The 19,783-nt window shown below is 47.8% G+C and carries 18 protein-coding genes; 9 read left to right on the top strand and 9 right to left on the bottom strand.

Annotated elements, in window-relative coordinates; translation table 11 throughout:
- Positions 1–599: 599 nt before the first annotated feature.
- From phoU to ABXJ76_RS17950, 5 genes are all read right to left on the bottom strand, one after another.
- A complete protein-coding gene (gene phoU, locus ABXJ76_RS17970; RefSeq protein ID WP_432742578.1) occupies positions 600–1,316 on the bottom strand; it encodes a phosphate signaling complex protein PhoU in 717 nt (238 codons plus the stop codon).
- A gap of 13 nt (positions 1,317–1,329) precedes the next feature.
- Positions 1,330–2,163, bottom strand: coding sequence for a phosphate ABC transporter ATP-binding protein PstB (pstB, locus tag ABXJ76_RS17965; protein WP_432742576.1), 834 nt, complete (start codon positions 2,161–2,163; stop codon positions 1,330–1,332).
- A 4-nt stretch (positions 2,164–2,167) separates the two neighbouring features.
- Positions 2,168–3,823 carry a phosphate ABC transporter permease PstA gene (pstA, locus tag ABXJ76_RS17960; protein ID WP_432742574.1) on the bottom strand — a complete coding sequence of 552 codons (1,656 nt, stop codon included), beginning with the start codon at positions 3,821–3,823 and terminating at the stop codon, positions 2,168–2,170.
- Between the two features lie 10 nt (positions 3,824–3,833).
- Entirely contained in the window at positions 3,834–6,164 is a 2,331-nt protein-coding gene (locus ABXJ76_RS17955; RefSeq protein WP_432742572.1) for an ABC transporter permease subunit, read from the bottom strand.
- Between the two features lie 186 nt (positions 6,165–6,350).
- A complete protein-coding gene (locus ABXJ76_RS17950) occupies positions 6,351–7,331 on the bottom strand; it encodes a PstS family phosphate ABC transporter substrate-binding protein (RefSeq protein WP_432742570.1) in 981 nt (326 codons plus the stop codon).
- A 256-nt stretch (positions 7,332–7,587) separates the two neighbouring features.
- Between ABXJ76_RS17950 and ABXJ76_RS17945 the strand changes: the two genes are divergently transcribed.
- The gene (locus tag ABXJ76_RS17945; protein ID WP_432742568.1) at positions 7,588–9,135 is read left to right on the top strand and encodes a CHAD domain-containing protein; all 1,548 of its coding nucleotides are present in this window, start codon (positions 7,588–7,590) and stop codon (positions 9,133–9,135) included.
- A 147-nt stretch (positions 9,136–9,282) separates the two neighbouring features.
- Positions 9,283–9,585 carry a BON domain-containing protein gene (locus ABXJ76_RS17940; RefSeq protein ID WP_432742566.1) on the top strand — a complete coding sequence of 101 codons (303 nt, stop codon included), beginning with the start codon at positions 9,283–9,285 and terminating at the stop codon, positions 9,583–9,585.
- Between the two features lie 69 nt (positions 9,586–9,654).
- On the opposite strand, the gene ABXJ76_RS17935 is transcribed toward ABXJ76_RS17940, so the two are convergent.
- Positions 9,655–10,047, bottom strand: coding sequence for a hypothetical protein (locus ABXJ76_RS17935; protein ID WP_432742564.1), 393 nt, complete (start codon positions 10,045–10,047; stop codon positions 9,655–9,657).
- A gap of 192 nt (positions 10,048–10,239) precedes the next feature.
- Between ABXJ76_RS17935 and ABXJ76_RS17930 the strand changes: the two genes are divergently transcribed.
- The gene (locus tag ABXJ76_RS17930; RefSeq protein ID WP_432742562.1) at positions 10,240–12,630 is read left to right on the top strand and encodes a Lon protease family protein; all 2,391 of its coding nucleotides are present in this window, start codon (positions 10,240–10,242) and stop codon (positions 12,628–12,630) included.
- Positions 12,631–12,658: 28 nt separating this feature from the next.
- Here the strand turns inward: ABXJ76_RS17930 and ABXJ76_RS17925 are convergent, their stop codons facing one another.
- Positions 12,659–12,952 (bottom strand): aldo/keto reductase, encoded by a 294-nt coding sequence (locus ABXJ76_RS17925; RefSeq protein ID WP_432742560.1) that lies wholly within the window; start codon positions 12,950–12,952, stop codon positions 12,659–12,661.
- A gap of 445 nt (positions 12,953–13,397) precedes the next feature.
- Here ABXJ76_RS17925 and ABXJ76_RS17920 point away from each other — a divergent pair, with 445 nt between their 5' ends.
- On the top strand, positions 13,398–14,456 hold the full coding sequence (locus tag ABXJ76_RS17920) for an NAD(P)-dependent alcohol dehydrogenase (protein WP_432742558.1): 1,059 nt from the start codon (positions 13,398–13,400) through the stop codon (positions 14,454–14,456).
- 76 nt (positions 14,457–14,532) lie between these two features.
- On the opposite strand, the gene ABXJ76_RS17915 is transcribed toward ABXJ76_RS17920, so the two are convergent.
- Positions 14,533–14,913, bottom strand: a complete 381-nt coding sequence (locus ABXJ76_RS17915; protein WP_432742556.1) for a hypothetical protein — start codon at positions 14,911–14,913, stop codon at positions 14,533–14,535.
- 265 nt (positions 14,914–15,178) lie between these two features.
- Between ABXJ76_RS17915 and ABXJ76_RS17910 the strand changes: the two genes are divergently transcribed.
- Positions 15,179–15,586 carry a hypothetical protein gene (locus ABXJ76_RS17910; protein WP_432742554.1) on the top strand — a complete coding sequence of 136 codons (408 nt, stop codon included), beginning with the start codon at positions 15,179–15,181 and terminating at the stop codon, positions 15,584–15,586.
- A 12-nt stretch (positions 15,587–15,598) separates the two neighbouring features.
- Here ABXJ76_RS17910 and ABXJ76_RS17905 read toward each other — a convergent pair whose 3' ends face one another.
- Positions 15,599–16,609, bottom strand: a complete 1,011-nt coding sequence (locus ABXJ76_RS17905; RefSeq protein WP_432746571.1) for a polyprenyl synthetase family protein — start codon at positions 16,607–16,609, stop codon at positions 15,599–15,601.
- Between the two features lie 257 nt (positions 16,610–16,866).
- Here ABXJ76_RS17905 and rplU point away from each other — a divergent pair, with 257 nt between their 5' ends.
- From rplU to proB, 4 genes are all read left to right on the top strand, one after another.
- Complete coding sequence (rplU, locus tag ABXJ76_RS17900) at positions 16,867–17,178, top strand: 50S ribosomal protein L21 (protein ID WP_340121136.1); 312 nt, start codon at positions 16,867–16,869, stop codon at positions 17,176–17,178.
- A 17-nt stretch (positions 17,179–17,195) separates the two neighbouring features.
- Entirely contained in the window at positions 17,196–17,453 is a 258-nt protein-coding gene (gene rpmA, locus ABXJ76_RS17895; RefSeq protein ID WP_432742552.1) for a 50S ribosomal protein L27, read from the top strand.
- A gap of 144 nt (positions 17,454–17,597) precedes the next feature.
- Entirely contained in the window at positions 17,598–18,632 is a 1,035-nt protein-coding gene (gene cgtA, locus ABXJ76_RS17890) for an Obg family GTPase CgtA (RefSeq protein WP_432742550.1), read from the top strand.
- Positions 18,619–19,740, top strand: coding sequence for a glutamate 5-kinase (proB, locus tag ABXJ76_RS17885; RefSeq protein WP_432742548.1), 1,122 nt, complete (start codon positions 18,619–18,621; stop codon positions 19,738–19,740). Before cgtA ends, proB begins: the two co-directional genes overlap by 14 nt.
- The last annotated feature ends 43 nt before the right edge of the window (positions 19,741–19,783 follow it).

Here is a 19,783-nt window from a genome sequence, read left to right as displayed (position 1 = left end):
GTTTTGCTATTCTTAGGACATACGCCGCCAAAAATATAAGCCGCTGTAAATTGTTGCTGTTGAACAATACGGGGCGAGTGCCTTTTTGTGCCCAAATACGACTGACTGTCCCACGTTGTCCGACTCGCGTCTCATCTTGAAACCAGTCTTTAACCTGCTTTACATCGATACCTTTCGGTAGTAAGCGGTAGATAAAAACAAGTTATAGACTCATTGCCGTGTAAATATTTTGGGATGGGGATAAGGCTTTTACCGTTGACAAAATTTTACCAACAGGGGGCTTGTTTTGCTAAACAAATTTAAACGAATATCGAAGATAGCGGAGCACTACCGAATTGAGCCGCTTACATTCCCGCCCTCGACGGACAGGAAATGATCCATTCATTTCTCTGCATTCCCCACATCCCTGTGGGTCATACAGGAGGTAGAGTAACGCAGGAGCGGTTACCGAAAACGGCGGGGTTTTACGCTACTGATGATAAATACAACCGATGATTGCGCCAGACAGCAGGTGTCGGACAATCTCACAAACAGGTGAATGGCTTTTGTCTTGCAATAATCACCGGTTGATTATAAGGGAGTTGCGCCGGAAATGGCTGTTACTGCTTCATCTTCCTTTCCAGTTCTTCCTGGGTCAAATGCCGCACATCTTCGCCTTTGACCATATAAACCAAATGTTCGCAGACGTTACAGGCGTGATCGCCGATTCTTTCTAATGAACGGGCAATCCAAAGCACATCCAACATCCGGGTAATGTTTCTTGGGTCTTCCATCATCTTGGTGATCAACTGGCGGATGATACTGCCGTATTCGCGATCGACATTTTCATCCAAACCGGTAATTGTGGTGACGCCTTCTATGTTCATCCTGGCAAATACATCCAGTGCACCGTGCAGCATTTCCTGAACCAATTCGGCCATGTGTTCCAGTTCGTAATACTGGTCATGTTTGTTGCTGTCGGCTCCGGCCAGTTGTATGGCCATCTCGGCGATGCGTTCGGCCATATCGCCGACGCGTTCAAGCTCATTAACCACTTTGATGACGGTAATTAACAATCGTAAATCGAATGCGGCAGGTTGCCTTAACGCTAAGATTTGCATGCATTCCTGATCGATAGCCATTTCCAGCGCATCGACCTGATTGTCTTGTTTGATGACCAGTTCGGCCATTTCCATATCGCCGGTTGCAAAAGCGGTAACGGCTAGCTCTATTTGCTGTTCAACCAGTCCGCCCATGGTTAAAACTTTGTTACGCACGTCTTCCAGTTCTTTATTGAACTGGCCTGATATGTGGTGTCCTATTTTGCTGTTGTCCATTGCTTGCTCCTGGTTAGCCGTACCGACCGGTAATGTAATCTTCGGTTTGTTTCTTTTGAGGATTGGTAAACAACTCGCTGGTCGTACCCATCTCTATCAATTCGCCCATATACATAAATGCGGTGTAGTCCGAAACCCGTGCGGCCTGCTGCATATTGTGCGTGACGATAACTATCGTGTATTTTTCTTTAAGCTCGTTGATCAGTTCTTCAATTTTTAAGGTTGAAATAGGGTCCAGCGCCGATGCGGGTTCATCCAGTAACAGGACTTCCGGCTCTATCGCAATCGCTCTGGCAATCACCAGTCGCTGTTGCTGTCCGCCTGACAAGCCTAGGGCGTTATCATTCAAGCGGTCTTTAACTTCATCCCACAGCGCTGCGCCGCGCAACGCATTTTCAACCGTTTCTTCCAAAACCCGTTTGTCGTTAATGCCCTGAATTCTAAGGCCGTAAGTGACATTCTCGAAGATGGATTTAGGGAAGGGATTCGGCTTTTGAAATACCATGCCGACGCGCCTGCGTAAAGCGGCGACATTGACGGATTTATCGTAAATATTTTCATCATCGAGCAGAACCTTGCCTTCGATGGTGACGTTATCCACCAAGTCATTCATTCGGTTGATGCAGCGCAGCAGTGTCGATTTGCCGCAACCGCTGGGGCCAATATAAGCGGTTACCTTTTTCTTCGGCATTTCCATATTAACGTTATGCAAAGCCTGCTTGTCCGCATAGAAAAGATTTAAATTTTCTACTTTGATACAGGTCTCATTCAGCTCACCCGTTTTTTTCTGATCGCGTAAAACTGAACTTACATCAATGGCATGTGTACGTACGTGTTGATCTGTCATTTCTTTAACCTTCCAGTGCCCGGTATTTTTCTCGCAGATGATTTCTGATTAAAATGGCTGATAAATTCAGCCCAACAATGACCAGTACCAACAATAATGATGTCGCATAAACCAAGGGTCTCGCCGCCTCGACATTCGGGCTTTGAAAACCGACATCATAAATATGAAATCCTAAATGCATAAATTTTCTGTCTAAATGCAAGAACGGATAATTGCCGTCCAGCGGCAATGTGGGCGCCATTTTTACCACACCCACCAGCATTAACGGAGCCACTTCGCCGGCCGCCCGCGCCACAGCCAGAATCAAGCCGGTCATCATCGCCGGGCTTGCCATCGGCAATACCGTCAGCCACAGGGTCTCGAGTTTGGTAGCGCCCAAGGCCAGACTGCCTTCGCGTATCGATTTGGGGATACGCGCCAAGCCTTCTTCGGTTGACACGATAACCACCGGCAAGGTCAGTAAAGCCAAGGTGATGGAAGCCCACAGCAATCCCGGCGTACCGTAGACTGGGGCAGGAGCCGCTTCCGGGAAAAACAGCTGATCGATATTGCCGCCCAGGATATAGACAAAAAAGCCCAAGCCGAATACCCCGTAAACAATCGAGGGTACGCCTGCTAGGTTGTTGACTGCGATTCGGATCAAGCGGGTGATAAATCCCTGTTTGGCATATTCGCGTAAATACACTGCCGCAATAACGCCGAACGGGGTGACGATAATCGACATCATGATGACCATCATCACCGTACCGAAAATAGCCGGAAAAATACCGCCTTCGGTATTAGCCTCGCGCGGATCATCGGTTAAAAATTCAACCAGTTTAGCGCCATAATGCCAGATTTTATCGAACCGGCTCATGGTGTTCGGCTGGAAAACCCTGACGACTTTGGACACGGGTATTTCAATTTCCTTGCCGCCTTCAGTTTTTGCGACCAGGCTATCCCGCCTTATTTGTCGATACAGTTCGCTTAACTGCGTTTGATATTTTTTATAGTCAATTTCCAACTCCGCTTTTTTGGCGGCCAACCGTTGCTCAGCTGCCGCATCCCAGCGATTGTTCAGTTGCAGCCTTTTCTGTTCAAGCCTTAGCTGTTCCAGACTGTAGTTGATCGCACCGACTTCCTTTTTTTCCAGGTGGGCTATTTCCTTAAAAATCGCTAAAGCTTGATCTATTCGGGTTTGAGCCGCAGGCCAAGCTTGATCGCCTTCAGCGATAATCTTGCCGCTTTCCTTGACCGCAAGCAATTGGCCGTAGAAATTACCCCATTCACGTCGTTCCACTACCATCAGTTCGGCAGGCGTCTGTTGCCGTTGGATATTGCGCTCCAATATCCAACGAAAATCAGCGCCGGTAATATCCCGGTTGCCGGTTTTAATCAGGTATTGCACCAGCGTGTCTTCGTCATCGGCCATGATATAACCCGTTGATTTTGCCATCGCGGCTGGCGTAATACTGGTATCGATATGCTCGCCGATAATGGTTTGGACTGGCCCGCCCGGTTCCTGATAGCTGAACTGCACCACTTGGGCAGGCCAGAAGTGACCGACTCCGCGCACGACAATTAAGCCCAGCACACCGACTACCATAATAAGGCAGGTACTGACTGCCGCCGCATTGAGCCATACCCAGGGAGTACCGCTTTTAAACCATGCTTTAATCATAATAGACTCATCATAATGAACTGTATTTTTCACGTAAGCGCTGACGAATGACTTCGGCCAGCGTATTAAAAACAAAAGTAAACATAAACAAAACCAGAGCCGCTAAAAACAGGATTCGATAATGGGTACTGTCAACTTCCGATTCCGGCATTTCCACCGCGATATTGGCAGCCAGGGTACGCATGCCCTGAAAAACGCTTAAATCCATGACCGGTGTATTTCCGGTTGCCATTAATACAATCATGGTTTCGCCGACGGCTCGGCCGAAACCGATCATCACCGCAGAAAAAATTCCCGGACTTGCGGTTAACAGCACTACCCTGATCATGGTTTGCCAGGGCGTCGCGCCCAATGCCAGTGAGCCTACGGTCAAATGTTTGGGCACGCTAAAAATCGCATCTTCGGCGATTGAGAAAATAGTCGGAATCACCGCAAAGCCCATCGCCACGCCGACCACCAAGGAATTGCGCTGGTCGTAGCCTATGCCCATTTCAGCCTTCAACCAATCCTGTAGGGTGCCGTGAAACAAGTAAGTTTCCAATGGCACGCTTACCTGAAAGGCAAGCCAGCCGCTGAGTAAAATAACCGGGATTAATAGGGCTGCATCCCAGCCTTCAGGGAGATTTTCGGCAATGGTTTTGGGTAGAAATTGCCAGGCGAAGGCAAACAGCATCACGCCGACAGGAACGATCATCAATAGGGCAAAGATTCCGGTCAGGTGCTCTTCCATAAACGGAGCCAGCCAAAGGCCGGCAAGAAAGCCCAAAATAACCGTCGGCAACGCACCCATAATTTCAATAGAGGGTTTTACGTACTGTCGCATCCCCGGAGCCATAAAATAAGCGGTGTAAATCGCCCCCATCAGTGCCAGTGGAATGGCGACCAACATCGCATAAAATGACGCCTTCAGGGTACCGAAAACCAATGGCGTTAAGCTGTATTTAGGCTCAAAATCATTATTTGCCGAAGAGGATTGCCAGATATAATCGGGTTTCGGATAGCTTTCGTACCAGACTTTCTGCCAAAGCGATTTGATCGAAACTTCGGGATGTTCATTATCGACTTGCCAGAAATGCATGTTGCCGGCTGCCGACTGCAACAACAATGCATTGGCTCTCGGTGACAAAATCGCTGTCGATGGTAAGGCATCGCTGACCCGTTCTTTAATCATTTCCCGTTCAGCGGTTGAATGATAAATGCCTACGATGCCGTCGGCATCGGTGGTCATAAAGCCTTTACGACGCTGTTCTGAGTTGATCGCAATGACCGCTTTATCAGAGACCTTAAACGACCTGATTTTTTGCATGGCAGGGCGATTCAGTTTGTCTCTAACCATGCTCCACTGTGACACTAAGCCGCTGGAGTCGCCTATCATCAACGAAAGATCGCCATTTAAAAAAGTCACGCTGGTAATCTTTTGTCCCGCATCAACCACATTCAGTTGCTGCTTTAGGTCTGGACTGCTCTTGTCGCTAATATCGAAATAGCCCAACTGTCCGTCGTTGTTGATCAGATACAGATTGGACTCATCCTTGTCGATTAAAATTTCGGCAATACCCGCAGTCGGCAGATCCAGAACCGAATCCGTACGCGTTAAAGCCGCCTCATCAGCAAATAAAGATTGTTCTTTTTTAAAATTGATCAGGCGTATTTTATCGGCCGTTTTGGCAACGATAGTCGTTGAATCAGAGCCCACTTTAACCGCGATTGTCTCCAAAGCGGCGCCGGACTCGTCCAGTGCCAAAGGTTGCTCGCCCAATGGGTATTTAAGCGACGGCGTAATAAGCCGAACATTGTCCGGATAAGTGACTTTATATTGCTGTTTAGCGATGATGGCCCGGCCATTGGATAAACCGTAAATGACTGCGCCTTCTTTGATAGGGCTGCCCTGAGCAAAGCTGGTGATATGTGCGCCTTCGGGTATTGCTACAGCTTGTGTCAATAGGGTTTTACCCGTAGCGGCATTAAAAAACACCACTTGCCCGCTGTCGGTAAACCGGGCTGCGACCTCATTTTGTTCTTCTATTGCCAGCAGCAAGGTATTGCCCAGTGCCTGCTCGGGCACCGGGTATTCGCTGACCGGCGTTGCGCTAGCCGATATAAATAGAGGATACACCACATACAGTAAATAGAAGAAAATCAGTACGATGGCGACGATGACACCCAGGCCGCCCGCCACCACGCCATAGCGAGCCAGAGCATCTTTAATAAGTCGCCAGCGCTGGTGATATTCACCGGAACTGATTTTTATGGGTCGCTTAGGTTCCATACCGCTTGCGGCACTTCCGCCATCCTTGGCAGTCGCGGGAGGTTGTTTTATGGGGGCGTTTATTTCTGACATGCTAAAGAGACTAGAAATTAAATAGAACAATGATATAACAAAAAAACAAAAAACGGCCAAGACTCACAAAGCAAATCTTGGCCGTTTTTTGTCAGATGCATTTTTACTTACTGAGGGGGAAGATAATAACACATTCGGACTGACATCCTTGTCCTACCCATCCCTGCGCGATATTAAATCCTTATCCTATTTAAGCGTAGCCAATACTTTATCAACCACTTTTGCAGGCAGAGGAATATAGCCGTCTTTTATAACCACTTGCTGACCTGTTTTTGACAACACCATTTTGATAAATTCATTTTCTAACGGTGCCAGAGGTTGGTTTGGCTTCTTGTTGACATAAACATATAAGTAGCGAGTCAAAGGATAAGCGCCGGAAACTGCATTTTCGGGTGTTGGATCAATAAATGTCTTGCTGCCCTTGGCTGCTAAAGGCACCATCTTAACGCCCGACGTTGTATAGCCCATGCCGGAGTAACCGATGCCGTTAACCGAGGAAGTGACTGATTGAACAACCGACGCGGAACCAGGCTGCTCATTTACGTTACTTTTTAAGTCACCCTTGCATAAAGCGTGCTCTTTAAAATAGCCGTAAGTACCTGAAACCGAGTTACGTCCGTATAACTGGATGCTTTTTGCTCCCCAAGCGGCAACACCGGCGTCGCCCCAGGTTTCAATGTTTGTGCCGCCGCATTTGTTGGTGGAAGAGAAAATACCATCAACCTGTTCCATGGTCAGACCTTTAATCGGGTTGTCCTTGTTGACAAGGACCGCCAACGCATCAATAGCAACTGGAATAGCGGTAGGCTTGTAGCCGTATTTATCTTCGAAGGCTTCAAGCTCGTCATCTTTCATTTGGCGGCTCATAGGCCCGAGGTTTGATGTGCCTTCAGTCAATGCAGGAGGCGCTGTTGAAGAGCCCGCTGCTTGAATTTGAATGTTTACATTAGGATAAGCGCGGTTAAATTCTTCAGCCCACAGTGTCATCAGATTGGCCAGCGTATCGGAGCCGACACTGGACAGGTTGCCTGAAATACCGCTGGCTTTTTGATACTCGGGAACACCGGCATCAACAGTCTGTACGGCACCAGCAACACTGCTGGTTAATGCAGCGATACCAAAACCGATCGCAGTCACCAACGATTTAGTTTTAAAAGATACTTTCATGGTTAACTCTCAAATAAATTAAAGTGGCTCTATTATGTAAATAGAATATGACAACAATATTACAGTGCGGTTTTTTTTGCTATGCTAAGGCTTCAGCGCAAAATGGCTGTTTATCTTAACTTATTTTTTCGGCGAATATCCGCTGATGCAGCTTTTTTGATCTATCCTTATGCCGTGTCATTAAACATTAATACTAAGCTGTTATGCTAAAAAATTAACCGCCAAATGACTCCTGAATCCCTACTTTGTGATAAATATGTCCTTACAATTTGAATTCCCCGCGAATTTAACGGCTGAAAATTTTATTGCCGCATTAAGTCATGAGGTCGACACGCAACTGGCTTCAAGGCAGTCATCCTGCAAAACCTATTACGACAGCTTTGACTGGCGATTGTATTCAAACGACATCACTGGCGAGTTTAACCAAGCAAAATCGGCTTCATCCTTAACATTAAGATCGATTAAAAATGGTTCGGTTATTGCCGAATCAGAGCGTAAGACAGTTCCTTTATTCAGCAAAGAATTCGAACCCGGAATAATACACGATATCGTGGCGCCGCTGTTGGAAATGCGCGCATTATTGCCGGTTTGCACGCTGGAATATGAAGTTTATCACCTCAATATCGTTAATAAAAATGAAAAAATCATAGTCCGGCTGTTAATCGAAGCATACAGTCAATTCAATAGCCGCGTTCTTCTGCAGCCAGTAAAAGGCTACGACAAGGCCGCCGAACATATTGCCGAACTATTGACCGCAACACTGGGCTTAACAGCGACGGATAAATCTGTTTTGTTAACAGCTCTGCAGATTCAGGGCCGCAAGCCTAAAGATTACTCATCAAAATTGAATATCAATCTTGACCCCGAAATGCGTGCCGATATTGCCGGCAAATATATCTACAGTCACCTGTTAAAAGCCATTAAAGTCAACGAACAGGGGACTATTGCCCATACCGACAGCGAGTTTTTGCACGACTTTAGAGTTGCGGTCAGAAGAACCCGCGCGGGGCTCAGCCAGATCAAGGGCATACTACCTCCAAATATCAGCGCGCATTATGCCGATTTTTTCTGCTGGCTGGGGCAGATTACCGGACCGGCTCGAGACTTGGACGTTTATCTGCTGAGTTTTGACCGCTATAAAAGCAGTCTGCCGGACTCAATCAGGAAAGACCTCAATCCGTTATATGATTTCTTACTCATCAAACAGCAAAAAGCCCGGAAGGAATTGGCAAAAAAACTGCAGTCAACCCAGTATTTATCCACCCTGGCTGAATGGGAGCTGTACCTTAAAGAGCCCTCATATAAAAAACCGCTTGAGGAAAATGCTAAGCTGAGCATTAAAGAACTTGCCGACAGGAGAATATGGAAAACTTTTACCCGGGTATTGCAGGAAGGTGAAGCGATTAACGGCTCATCAGCGGATGAAGCATTACATGATTTAAGAAAATCCTGTAAAAAACTGCGCTACCTGATGGAATTTTTCCAAAGCCTTTATTCGGAGCATCAAATAAAACACCTGATTAAAAACTTGAAAGGCCTGCAAGAAGTTTTGGGTGACTTTCAGGATTATGCCGTTCAAGAACACACCCTAAAGCTGTTTAGCGAAGAAATGATGGCGCTTAATATCCCTGCCAATACCTTTTTAGCCATGGGCGTCTTGATTCAAGATCTTGATGCTCATCGATACCGTGCCCGCAAGGACTTTGCATCAGAATTTGAAGTTTTTCAGCAGGAAGAAAATCAGTCTGACTTTAGAATACTGTTCGCCTCGTCAAAATCCCGCAGTCATCAGCATGGAGTGTGAGGAATACATCTGTTCGATAATATTGTATGATTAAAATGTAGGGATTGTTTCAGTATGAGTCGATCGGGTAGCGGTGTTGTCATTATTAACGCCAGAAATAATCGTTTTTAAAACTTACGCCTAATTAAACTATAAGGGTTAAACATTATGAATAAGTTCAAGTTGATAATAGGTTTTGTATGCGCCATGCTAATTGCCGGATGTGCTGGAGGGCCTACACATGAAAGCACCGGGGAATTTTTAGACGATTCTGTGCTGACTACCAAAGTTAAAACCACTATATTAGGTGATTCCAGGCTTAAGCTGCTACAAATCAGCGTTGAAACCTACAAGGGCGTCGTTCAGCTAAGTGGGTTTGTGGACTCTGAGAACGCCGCCACCAGAGCGGTGGAACTGACAAGAAAGGTTAAGGGAGTCAAGTCGGTTAATAATAGCTTAGTTGTGAAGTAAGCAGGGGTGTCTGGGCAGATATTATTCCCGCAATATCTGCCCAGACAGTCGTCTATTTGTACATCTACATCAGGTTAATGCCAGTTCATGCTCGTCTAATGCAGGTTGGGCTAGAGTCGTTACATTGGCTATTTCAGCCTGTTGAGGTGCTCTCGGCATCCCGCTTCGCTGCTTTATGAAGTCGTCGGCAATTGCCCCCTGCATTGCTCTCGGCAACTGCTCCCTGCGTTGCTCTACCTCCTCCATCCATGGAGTCGTACCTCCTGCATCCGTGCAGTCGTCGGCAATTGCTCCCTGCATTGCTCTACCTCCTGCATCCGTGCAGTCGTCATTTTGTGTATACAAAAAACGCCTAATTTCAACGCTCAACGCAACGTCAAAGTTGGCGCTACATTCGTCGAGTCCGGTATCTTGTGCCGGTAAAAGTTGTTGTGCCTTGGCTGCAACCCAATTGATAATCATCAGAACACCTTGTTGTTTTGTTAGCTTGTTGCCGATTATGCAACAACTTGATTAAATTTATATGACAGTAGGATCATCAACCCTGTTATTTATTGGCTACGGGCCTCAAGCCCCATTTTGGGGATAATCGGACAACGCGGTAAAAAATGGTAGAATTGCCGTTTTTGTGTAATCCGAGAACATCCCCTATTCATGTCTAATTCCCTGAAGCTCCCCCTTGAGTTACTGAAACTAAATGTCGATCTAACGGGCTTTGAGTTCCCAGCAGCACCTGAACTGCCCACTACCATTTTAGGACAGTCCAGAGCCCAGTCGGCGCTGGAGTTTGGCGTTGCAATGCGCAACCCAGGTTACAATGTTTTTGTGATGGGCGAGCCGGGATTGGGGCGGTTGTCGATGATTACCAACCATCTGAATGCTCAGGCAAAAACGCTGCCCGCGCCGCCGTCCTATGCTTATGTCGATAACTTTACTAACCCGAGAGAGCCGGTGGCCGTTGAGCTGCCCGCAGAGCATGGATTGACGCTCAGCAAGGATATTGAAAAGTTAATCGATAACCTGCTGGCGACCTTTCCTGCCGTCTTTGAAAGCCCTACTTATCAACAAAAAAAAGGGGCTATTGAGCGCCATTACAACCAGTACTATAACGATGCCATCGATCTGGTCGATAAAAAGGCTCAAACCTTGAGTATTGCGTTATTCAGGGAAGGCGAATCGATTTCTTTTGCACCTATCCAGGACAACAAGGCGCTGAATGAAGATCAGTTTACCCAATTGCCGCTGCCGGAACGGGAAATCTTTCATAAGCATGTTGAGGAACTGGAAGAATATCTGAGCGACGTATTGCTGGAATTACCGCAGTGGCGCAGAGCCATGGTCGAGAAAATCAAGCAGCTGGATACTGACACCATCAGTCTGGCGATAGAGCCGTTGTTTGCCGAACTGAATGACAGTTATCAAAATATCGATGACGTGATTACCTTTTTAGTGGAAATTAAAAAAAGCCTCAGCAACACCATTGCCGATTATCTGATGCCCGGGCGAACGCCGGAACCCCAGGATAACACCGCAAAACGGCTGTTGCTGACCGAGCTGTATGCGCCCAATATTCTGGTCGATAACCTGCAGGAAAGCGGTGCGCCGGTTGTTTACGAGCCGCATCCGATTTATCAGAACCTGTTCGGGCGCATTGAATATGTCAGCGATCAGGGCGCACTGGTCACCAATTATCGGCGGATTTGCGCCGGTTCATTGCACAAGGCCAATGGCGGTTATTTGATTCTCGATGCCGAAAAACTGCTGAATTATCCGTTCGTCTGGGAAGGCCTTAAACGCGCCCTGCAATCCGGACGCATCGAAATCGAATCGCCCTATTCGGATTTAGGCATTAACACCATCACCCTCAAGCCCGAAGTCATCCCGTTAAACGTCAAGGTGATATTGGTCGGTTCCAGAGATATTTATTATCTGCTCGAAGAATTGGATGATGAGTTTAACGAGATGTTCAAAATCCTTGCCGACTTTGACAATTACATTCCGCGTAACGACGAGTCGATGCAACGCTTTATACTGCTGATGATCAAGCAGGCGGCAGATTCCGGTGTCAAGCCGTTAACGCGGACAGCTATTGGATGCCTGATTGAGCACAGCTGTCGCATTGCCGAAAATCAGCATCATTTTTCCGCCCGAATCAAAGATTCGCTGGAAATTATCGCCGAAGCCAACCTGTTTTGTCAGCGCGACAATCAGCCAGTGTGCGACCGGGCGCATATCGAACAGGCTTTGGCCGCAAGAGAGCATCGCAACGGCAGAATGCCCGAGAATATCCTCGAAGAAATGCTGGTCGGCACCATTCTGATCGATACCGAAGGTGTCGCAATAGGTAAAGTCAACGGCTTAACCGTACTGGAAGTCGGCGGCAGCAGCTTTGGCGCGCCGGTGCGTATAACCACCAGCGTTCATCCCGGCTCCAGAGGCATTGTCGATGTCGAGCGGGAAGTAGAACTGGGGCAATCCATTCATTCCAAAGGCGTGATGATCTTGACCGGCTATCTGGGACACACCTACGCCCAGCAATTTCCGCTCGCCATATCGGGCAGCATCGCCATAGAACAATCCTATGGCTATATCGACGGCGACAGCGCCTCGCTGGCCGAGCTTTGCTGTCTTATTTCGGCGCTGACCCGGACGCCGATTAAGCAGACTTTTGCGGTGACCGGCTCGATCAACCAGTACGGCGAAGTTCAGGCGGTAGGCGGCGTTAATGAGAAAATAGAAGGCTTCTTCAGGTTGTGTCAGGCGCGAGGCCTTAACGGACAACACGCCGCTATTATTCCAGCAGCCAACAAGCGCAACCTGATGCTGAAACAGGAAGTGATCGATGCGGTAGCAAAGGGGCTGTTTGCGGTTTATGCTGTGTCCAGCGTCGATGAAACGCTGGAATTATTGACCGGGAAACCGGCTGGTGCGTTAGATAGCGAAGGCCTGTATCCGGAAGACAGCATTAATTTTAAAGCTATCTCAAGGTTGAAAGAGATTTCGGACATGGCTACGGATGAGGAGGATAAGGAGGAGGGGATTTAGGCCAACGGAGAGGATGACGGTTGCCTAATCAAAGCAACGTTGCCACAGCGTTGCACTCGTCAGCGGTCAATTCAAAATCGAAGATCGCAAGGTCTTCTCGCATATGGCTTGCCGATGTAGTGCCGGTTAAGGGGATGATGTCGGTTTGGCTCAGGTAGCGGAAAAATACTTGGGCCGCGCTGCGCCGGTATTTTGCCGCTAGAGATTGAACAGCGGCATGTGCCAAAACCTGGGAATTGCCGGTCAGCGTCCAGAAGCTTTGGTAAATGATCCGGGGTATCCGTACGTCGTAAGCGGACGTTAAAAAGTCGATATGGTTCATCAAATTTCCTTGCTGGTCTGAAACCGCCCTCTTCAGGGATATTATTTGGGATTGACAACGAGGCACCCGCGCCGCTATCCTTTTTGATAGCCTCCTCGTTCACGGCATAGGTATCTACACAAGTTATTGGCCCGTTGTCGCGATAAAGGGTAGGGGCGATCCGGCAAGTCGCCCATCGTGTAACGCTATAGTTTAGTTAATTTTCATGGCTAAGTTGGCACGCGCCTTTATCGCGACGTGGGCGTCGCTCCCACTAAACGAGATGCTGCGCCATATCAGACTAAGGTGATAATGGGCGACCTGCCGGATCGCCCCTACAATTTAACTTGTGTAGATAGCTATGCGTTCACGGAGAGGAACAATCCGCCGACCTCTATTCGTCGGCGGCTGTCATTCGATGGCTGAGGTCGGGTGCGCATTGAAACATTAATTCACGGAGTTTATCATGAAAAAAACGCTGGGTTATGCGGCCCATAATCACAATACGCCGCTGGTGCCGTTCAGTTTTGAACGGCGTGATCCTACGGCTACCGATGTCCGGATTGAGATTTTGTTCTGCGGGGTTTGTCACTCCGATATTCATCAAGTGCGTAACGAGTGGGGTAGTTCGGTATTTCCGATGGTGCCCGGTCATGAAATTGTTGGCAAAGTGACCCAAGTGGGTAGTGAGGTCAGCAATTTTAAACCCGGGGATACCGTTGGTGTCGGTTGTCTGGTTGATTCTTGTAAGGCGTGCCCTGATTGCAATGATAATCTGGAGCAATTCTGTGATAACGCAGTATTTACCTATAACAGTCCCGATAAGCATACCGGCGGTAGTAACTACGGCGGCTATTCCCGGCAGATCGTCGTCAATCAGGATTTTGTGCTGCATGTTTCGGATAAACTTGATCCGGCGGCTGTAGCCCCGTTGTTATGCGCGGGAATTACCACTTATTCTCCGTTGAGGCACTGGAAGGTAGGCAAAGGAGACAAGGTCGGCATTGTCGGCTTGGGCGGACTGGGCCACATGGGAATAAAGTTTGCCCATGCGTTTGGCGCACACGTCGTGCTTTTTACCACAACACCCGGCAAGGCAGAAGACGCCAAACGGCTAGGTGCTGATGAAGTAGTCATATCCAAAAATGCCGATGAGATGCAACAGCATCTTGCCAGTTTTGACTTCATCCTGAACACCGTGGCGGCACCGCATAATCTGGATAATTACACCGCCTTGCTGAAACGTGATGGTACGTTATGTCTGCTGGGTGTGCCTGACCACCCGCATCCGTCGCCTGCTGTCGGCAACTTGATTTTCAAGCGTCGCCGTATTGTGGGTTCTTTGATTGGCGGATTGAAAGAAACCCAGGAAATGCTCGATTTCTGTGCTGAAAACGCGATCACTTCAGACGTCGAAATCATCCCTATCCAGCAGATTAACGAAGCCTACGAGCGCGTGTTGAAAAGCGATGTGAAGTATCGCTTTGTTATCGATTTGGCTAGTCTAAAAGAGTCTGTAGCTTAACAGACTGCTGTGTAAGCTAAAGGTAATGGCCGGTGTGGAACGAGAGGGTTGAACACCGGCAGTGAGCTTTTGAATATTAATCGGCAATTTTTACCAGCCAGCCGTCATCGCCTTTGCACTTGTTTTGTCCTTCAGCAGTGATAGCAATTCTGGCGTATACGCCTTTTAACGACATTGGAATGGTTCCGCTTGCCTGAAAACCACCTTTGTTTGCGGTGACTTTGAGGTTGGTGGGTAGGCCTTTTACGGTAACTTTGATGGTATTTGGCAACGTGTTTGCAGACGCTAAAAAAGAAAAGTCTGAGCCTGCTGCAACTTCGGTATTTTCAGTCGGAGTAAAATCGGCAAACTTAGGTTTGGTACAGGATTTTGAGCTACTGCTGCTGCCGTAAGCCCATGAAGTGCTAGTTACAATCATTAAAACTAAAATCCACAAGAAGTTATAGCGTTGTTTCATCATCATGCCTCATCGTGTTGTTAGGGTGGTTTATAGGTGTTTTGTTGCCGGTGACTTGCAGCGACCTATAAGGTAAACGGTCAAGCAGATATCCAACGGTATTTTTAAGGTTAGCCCTGACCGATTTTGATAATAATCCCAAGTTAAAATGAACACAACAAGACAATTTAAGCGGTACTATCTTTGTTGCCTACTGCATCGGCAATCGATCGATAAATCCAATTTGAATTATAATTGACGTAATTTTTGGCGAATTGGAATAACTATGCGGCAAGCAATTAAGGCAAAACACGAGTTGCGCTTGTATGAGCTTAAAAAAGCGGTGAACGATTTTATTGAGTTCACTGAAAATTTAACGCTACTTCAGTCGGTTAATGAAAAAGCGCGGGAAATGGCTCAGGCGGTTGATATGTTGCAACAATTATTGCAACAAGGCTTGGATGCCAATAAGTTGGCCAGGGCTGTTAATGCTTCCGAGGCGTCGACGCTGCTTGATGAGATTGTCGATGCCGATGCGGTGAGTGAGCTGGAGGCTTATATGCTGTCGGCGGCAGAAGGTATAGAAGATGCCGAGGTCACGCAGTTTTTAACCGAGGTCATGGACAAGGTTGAGCGTAAATATAACCGGCTGCTTGAAAAAGCGCATGCTTATAATGCGCTGCTTAAAAGCTAGGCGAGTGCGGTTTTAATAATTACGTTGGACAGAAAATTTCGCCAATAAAGTCAATGCTTGTTTGTATTCGGAGTCAGGCAGCACACTTAATGCACTGATCGCTTTTTGAGCTTCCTCATCGGCACGTTGTTCTGTGTAATCAATGGCTTTAGTGCGTTGCACGATCGCGTAAACTTCGTTGAAGGCATCGCGATCGCCATTTTTGATTGCATCAATAACGATTTTGGCCTCGCTTTCGTTGCTGTTTTGTATCGCGTAAATCAGCGGTAAGGTTGGCTTTCCCTCTGCCAAGTCATCGCCGAGATTTTTTCCCAGTTCATCTTTGCTGGCTTTGTAATCGAGGGCATCATCAATCAGCTGAAAGGCGATGCCCAGATGTTGGCCGTATAGCGCTAGGCCTTGTTCGGTTTCGGCTGACGCTCCAGCGATAACGGCGGCCAATTTGGTCGCGGCGCTGAATAAAATAGCGGTTTTTCTGGCAATAACTTCGAGGTATTTTTGTTCGGTGGTCTCGGGATTATTGCAGTTTAACAGTTGCAGCACTTCGCCTTCGGCAATGGCGGTAGTGGTTTTCGACAGGATTTCCATTACCCGCATATTGCCGGTACGCACCATCATTTCAAACGCGCTGGAATAAAGGTAATCGCCTACCAATATGCTGGCCGCATTGCCCCAGACGGCATTGGCGGATTCTTTGCCGCGTCTGAGGTCGGAGTCGTCAACAACGTCATCATGCAGCAGTGTGGCGGTGTGGATAAATTCAATGACCGCAGCCATCAGCAGGTGGTTGTCGCTGGCACCACCTAAGGCCTTGGCTGCCAATAACAGCAGCATGGGGCGTAATCTTTTGCCGCCGCTGCTGACGATATAATGGCTCATCTGGTTGATGAGGACAACATCTGAACTTAACTCGCCAATAATGAGCTGGTCGACGGCTTTTGCCTCAGCGGTAGTTAATTGCTTAATTGAGTCAAAATCAATGGGAGCGAGCGTGTTAGCGGGGGATTGTGAGTGCGATGCCATCATGTCGTGTTGCGTGTAAGTTTGGGTTACTTTTCATGGCGATAGCTATGAAAATCAAATTCTGCTACGCTATTATAGCTTAATAAAACCTTAATCGCCCATGCTATTGACGTGGTAGGTTGATGATAATGGCTTTTTTATATTATTTTTAAAAGATATTTAGGGTGTAAGTTTAATTTAGATTGACTTAGCTTTGATTTATAAATATAATTTTTTGTTCACTTTAAACAGATTAATGCTTGATGGAGCTTGCGCCGATGTATGCGGTAATTCAAACAGGTGGTAAACAGTACCGCGTAGAAGAAGGTACTTACTTAAAAATAGAAAAACTGGAGCTAGGCGAAGGCGACAGCATTGAATTCGATAAAGTACTGATGATTCAGTCAGACGATGCTGTTCAGGTCGGGATGCCTTTTATCGAAGGCGGAAAAGTTACAGCGACTGTCCTGTCTCAAGGTAGACATAAAAAAGTCAAAATTATTAAATTCAGAAGACGTAAGCACCATATGAAACAAATGGGGCATCGTCAGTACTATACAGAAATCCAGATTACTGGTATTTCTGCTTAAGATATTAGGAGTTACAGATGGCTCATAAAAAAGCTGGTGGTAGTACTCGTAACGGACGTGACTCTAATGCGAAAAGATTAGGTGTTAAGCGTTACGGTGGTGAGAGTGTGACGGCAGGCAATATTATTGTTCGTCAGCGTGGAACTAAGTTTCATGCTGGTGATAATGTAGGTTGCGGAAAAGATCATACTTTGTTTGCAACGGCTGATGGCAAAGTGGTTTTTCAGGTCAAAGGACCTCATAGCCGCAAATTTATCAGTATTGTTGCTGCATAAGACATACGGCTGTATCGCGCTATAATATGGCGAGGCAGTTAGGTCGGGTTAGTTTAACCCGGCAACTTAAAAAAGCTCCGCCGTTCATGGCGGGGCTTTTTTTGTTTTTATCGGTTGAGTTTTAAGTTTGGCGGCGTGTGATTTATGAGATTTGTTGATGAAGCAGAAGTTCGCGTAGAAGCGGGCGATGGCGGCAATGGTACTATCGGCTTTCGGCGCGAGAAATACATTCCTATGGGCGGTCCGGATGGCGGCGATGGCGGCGATGGCGGCAGTGTTTATCTGATTGCAGCAGAGAATGTAAATACCCTGGTGGATTTTCGCTATCATGCCGTACACAGGGCGGAGCGCGGACAAAGGGGGATGAGTCGAAATTGCACCGGCAGAAAAGGCGATGATTGCTATGTGCCGGTACCGCTAGGGACCCAGGTTTCTGATGCGGAAACAGGTGAGGTCATAGGTGATTTAACCAGAGTCGATCAAACGCTGCTGGTTGCTCAAGGCGGGTTTCATGGTTTAGGCAATACGCGTTTTAAAAGCAGTATTAATAGAGCGCCGCAAAAGGCCAGTAAAGGTAGTGAGGGCGAGCATCGCAGGCTTAATCTGGAGCTGACGTTGATTGCCGATGTCGGTTTGCTGGGTATGCCCAATGCCGGGAAATCCAGCTTGATACGCTCGGTATCGGCGGCAACGCCCAAGGTTGCCGACTATCCTTTTACAACCTTGCATCCCAATCTGGGCGTGGTTAGGGTTGACGATTTGCGCAGTTTTGTTATTGCCGATATTCCCGGTGTGATTGAAGGTGCGGCTGAAGGTGCGGGTCTCGGCTTGCAGTTTTTAAAGCATTTGCTGCGTACCGGATTGTTGTTGCATCTGATTGATGTCGAACCTTACGAAAGCATGGAGTCGCCGGTACAGGCGGCTAAAAAAATCATTCATGAAGTCGAAAAATGGAGCGATGAACTGGCCGCCAAACCACGTTGGCTGGTGCTGAATAAGATAGACCGTCTGCCTGCTGATGACGTCGACGAGCGATGCCAGGCTATTGTCGATGAGCTGGAATGGACTGGTCCGGTATTTAAAATTGCAGCCATTAACGGCAGCGGTACCCGAGAGCTGATGTTCGCCATCATGAGCTTTTTGGAACAGCAGCGGCGGGAAAAAAGTGAGCAGGGCTGATTTTGCCAAGGTTAAGCGGGTTGTCGTCAAAATAGGCAGCTCTTTGTTAACCAAGGGTGGACGGGGGCTTGATAAAGCCTCCATTGCAGCCTGGGTTGAGCAGATGGCCGGTTTAAGGCGGCAATCTATCGATGTGATACTGGTTTCTTCGGGTTCCGTCGCAGAAGGCATGTGTCGCTTGGGCATGAAAGTGCGACCCAAGACCTTGCATGAGCTACAGGCTGCGGCATCGGTGGGGCAAATGGGCTTGGTGCGCGTTTTTGACGATAATTTTCAGCGGCATCAGTTGCATGCGGCGCAGGTGCTATTAACGCATGACGATTTATCGAACCGGCAGCGCTATTTAAACGCCAGAAGCACGTTGCTGACCTTGCTGAAGTTTGGTGTAGTGCCGGTTATTAATGAAAATGATGCAGTTGCGACCGAAGAAATTCGCTTTGGCGATAATGATACGCTGGCTGCATTGGTGGCGAATCTGGTCGAGGCCGAGCTGCTGATTATTCTGACCGACCAGCAGGGCTTGTTTACCGGCGATCCCGGCTTGCATCCTGATGCGAAACTTATTTCCGAGATCAGTGTTAACGATGACCGGCTGGATGTCATGGCCGGCGATAGTCGCAGCGGCTTGGGTCGAGGCGGCATGTGCACCAAAGTTCGAGCTGCGCGGCTGGCATCCCGATCCGGAGCGGCAACAGTGATTGCTGCGGGCGCGGTCGATAATGTTATTACTGCGGTAATTGCCGGGGCCGAGTTGGGCACCTATTTATTACCTGACATAGAGCCCATGGTGGCCAGAAAACGTTGGCTTGCCGGGCAGTTGCAGATCAAAGGGCGATTGGTTCTGGATGCGGGCGCAGTCATGATGTTAAAAAACGAAGGCAAAAGCCTGCTGGCGGTCGGCGTTAAAGCAGTGTCGGGCCGGTTCGGGCGTGGCGAGTTGGTTTCTTGTGTCGATGAAGCCGGTTTTGAAGTTGCGCGTGGACTGGTTAACTACGGCAATGGCGATGCCCAATTAATAGCGGGCAGGAGCAGTTCTGAATTTGAAGGTATTCTGGGCTATTTCGATGACGCAGAGCTGATACATCGGGATAATCTGGTGCTGATTTAGTGTGATTAGCTAGGCAATAAAAAAGGCCGTAACTCAATGAGTC

This window comes from Methylobacter arcticus, assembly GCF_050917435.1.
Lineage (GTDB): Bacteria > Pseudomonadota > Gammaproteobacteria > Methylococcales > Methylomonadaceae > Methylobacter_A > Methylobacter_A titanis.
The sequence above is the reverse complement of the archived record's forward strand: the minus strand, read 5'-3'. Positions and strand labels throughout refer to the sequence as shown.

Excerpts from the sequence above, each read along its gene's own strand:
- ABXJ76_RS17920 (WP_432742558.1), top strand. The coding sequence starts at position 13,398 with ATGAAAAAAACGCTGGGTTATGCGGCCCATAATCACAATACGCCGCTG.
- ABXJ76_RS17955 (WP_432742572.1), bottom strand. The coding sequence starts at position 6,164 with ATGTCAGAAATAAACGCCCCCATAAAACAACCTCCCGCGACTGCCAAG.
- pstA (WP_432742574.1), bottom strand. The coding sequence starts at position 3,823 with ATGATTAAAGCATGGTTTAAAAGCGGTACTCCCTGGGTATGGCTCAAT.
- ABXJ76_RS17925 (WP_432742560.1), bottom strand. The coding sequence starts at position 12,952 with ATGAACCATATCGACTTTTTAACGTCCGCTTACGACGTACGGATACCC.
- phoU (WP_432742578.1), bottom strand. The coding sequence starts at position 1,316 with ATGGACAACAGCAAAATAGGACACCACATATCAGGCCAGTTCAATAAA.
- ABXJ76_RS17945 (WP_432742568.1), top strand. The coding sequence starts at position 7,588 with ATGTCCTTACAATTTGAATTCCCCGCGAATTTAACGGCTGAAAATTTT.
- rplU (WP_340121136.1), top strand. The coding sequence starts at position 16,867 with ATGTATGCGGTAATTCAAACAGGTGGTAAACAGTACCGCGTAGAAGAA.
- ABXJ76_RS17915 (WP_432742556.1), bottom strand. The coding sequence starts at position 14,913 with ATGAAACAACGCTATAACTTCTTGTGGATTTTAGTTTTAATGATTGTA.
- ABXJ76_RS17940 (WP_432742566.1), top strand. The coding sequence starts at position 9,283 with ATGAATAAGTTCAAGTTGATAATAGGTTTTGTATGCGCCATGCTAATT.
- ABXJ76_RS17910 (WP_432742554.1), top strand. The coding sequence starts at position 15,179 with ATGCGGCAAGCAATTAAGGCAAAACACGAGTTGCGCTTGTATGAGCTT.
- ABXJ76_RS17905 (WP_432746571.1), bottom strand. The coding sequence starts at position 16,609 with ATGGCATCGCACTCACAATCCCCCGCTAACACGCTCGCTCCCATTGAT.
- cgtA (WP_432742550.1), top strand. The coding sequence starts at position 17,598 with ATGAGATTTGTTGATGAAGCAGAAGTTCGCGTAGAAGCGGGCGATGGC.
- ABXJ76_RS17930 (WP_432742562.1), top strand. The coding sequence starts at position 10,240 with ATGTCTAATTCCCTGAAGCTCCCCCTTGAGTTACTGAAACTAAATGTC.
- rpmA (WP_432742552.1), top strand. The coding sequence starts at position 17,196 with ATGGCTCATAAAAAAGCTGGTGGTAGTACTCGTAACGGACGTGACTCT.
- ABXJ76_RS17935 (WP_432742564.1), bottom strand. The coding sequence starts at position 10,047 with ATGATTATCAATTGGGTTGCAGCCAAGGCACAACAACTTTTACCGGCA.
- ABXJ76_RS17950 (WP_432742570.1), bottom strand. The coding sequence starts at position 7,331 with ATGAAAGTATCTTTTAAAACTAAATCGTTGGTGACTGCGATCGGTTTT.
- pstB (WP_432742576.1), bottom strand. The coding sequence starts at position 2,163 with ATGACAGATCAACACGTACGTACACATGCCATTGATGTAAGTTCAGTT.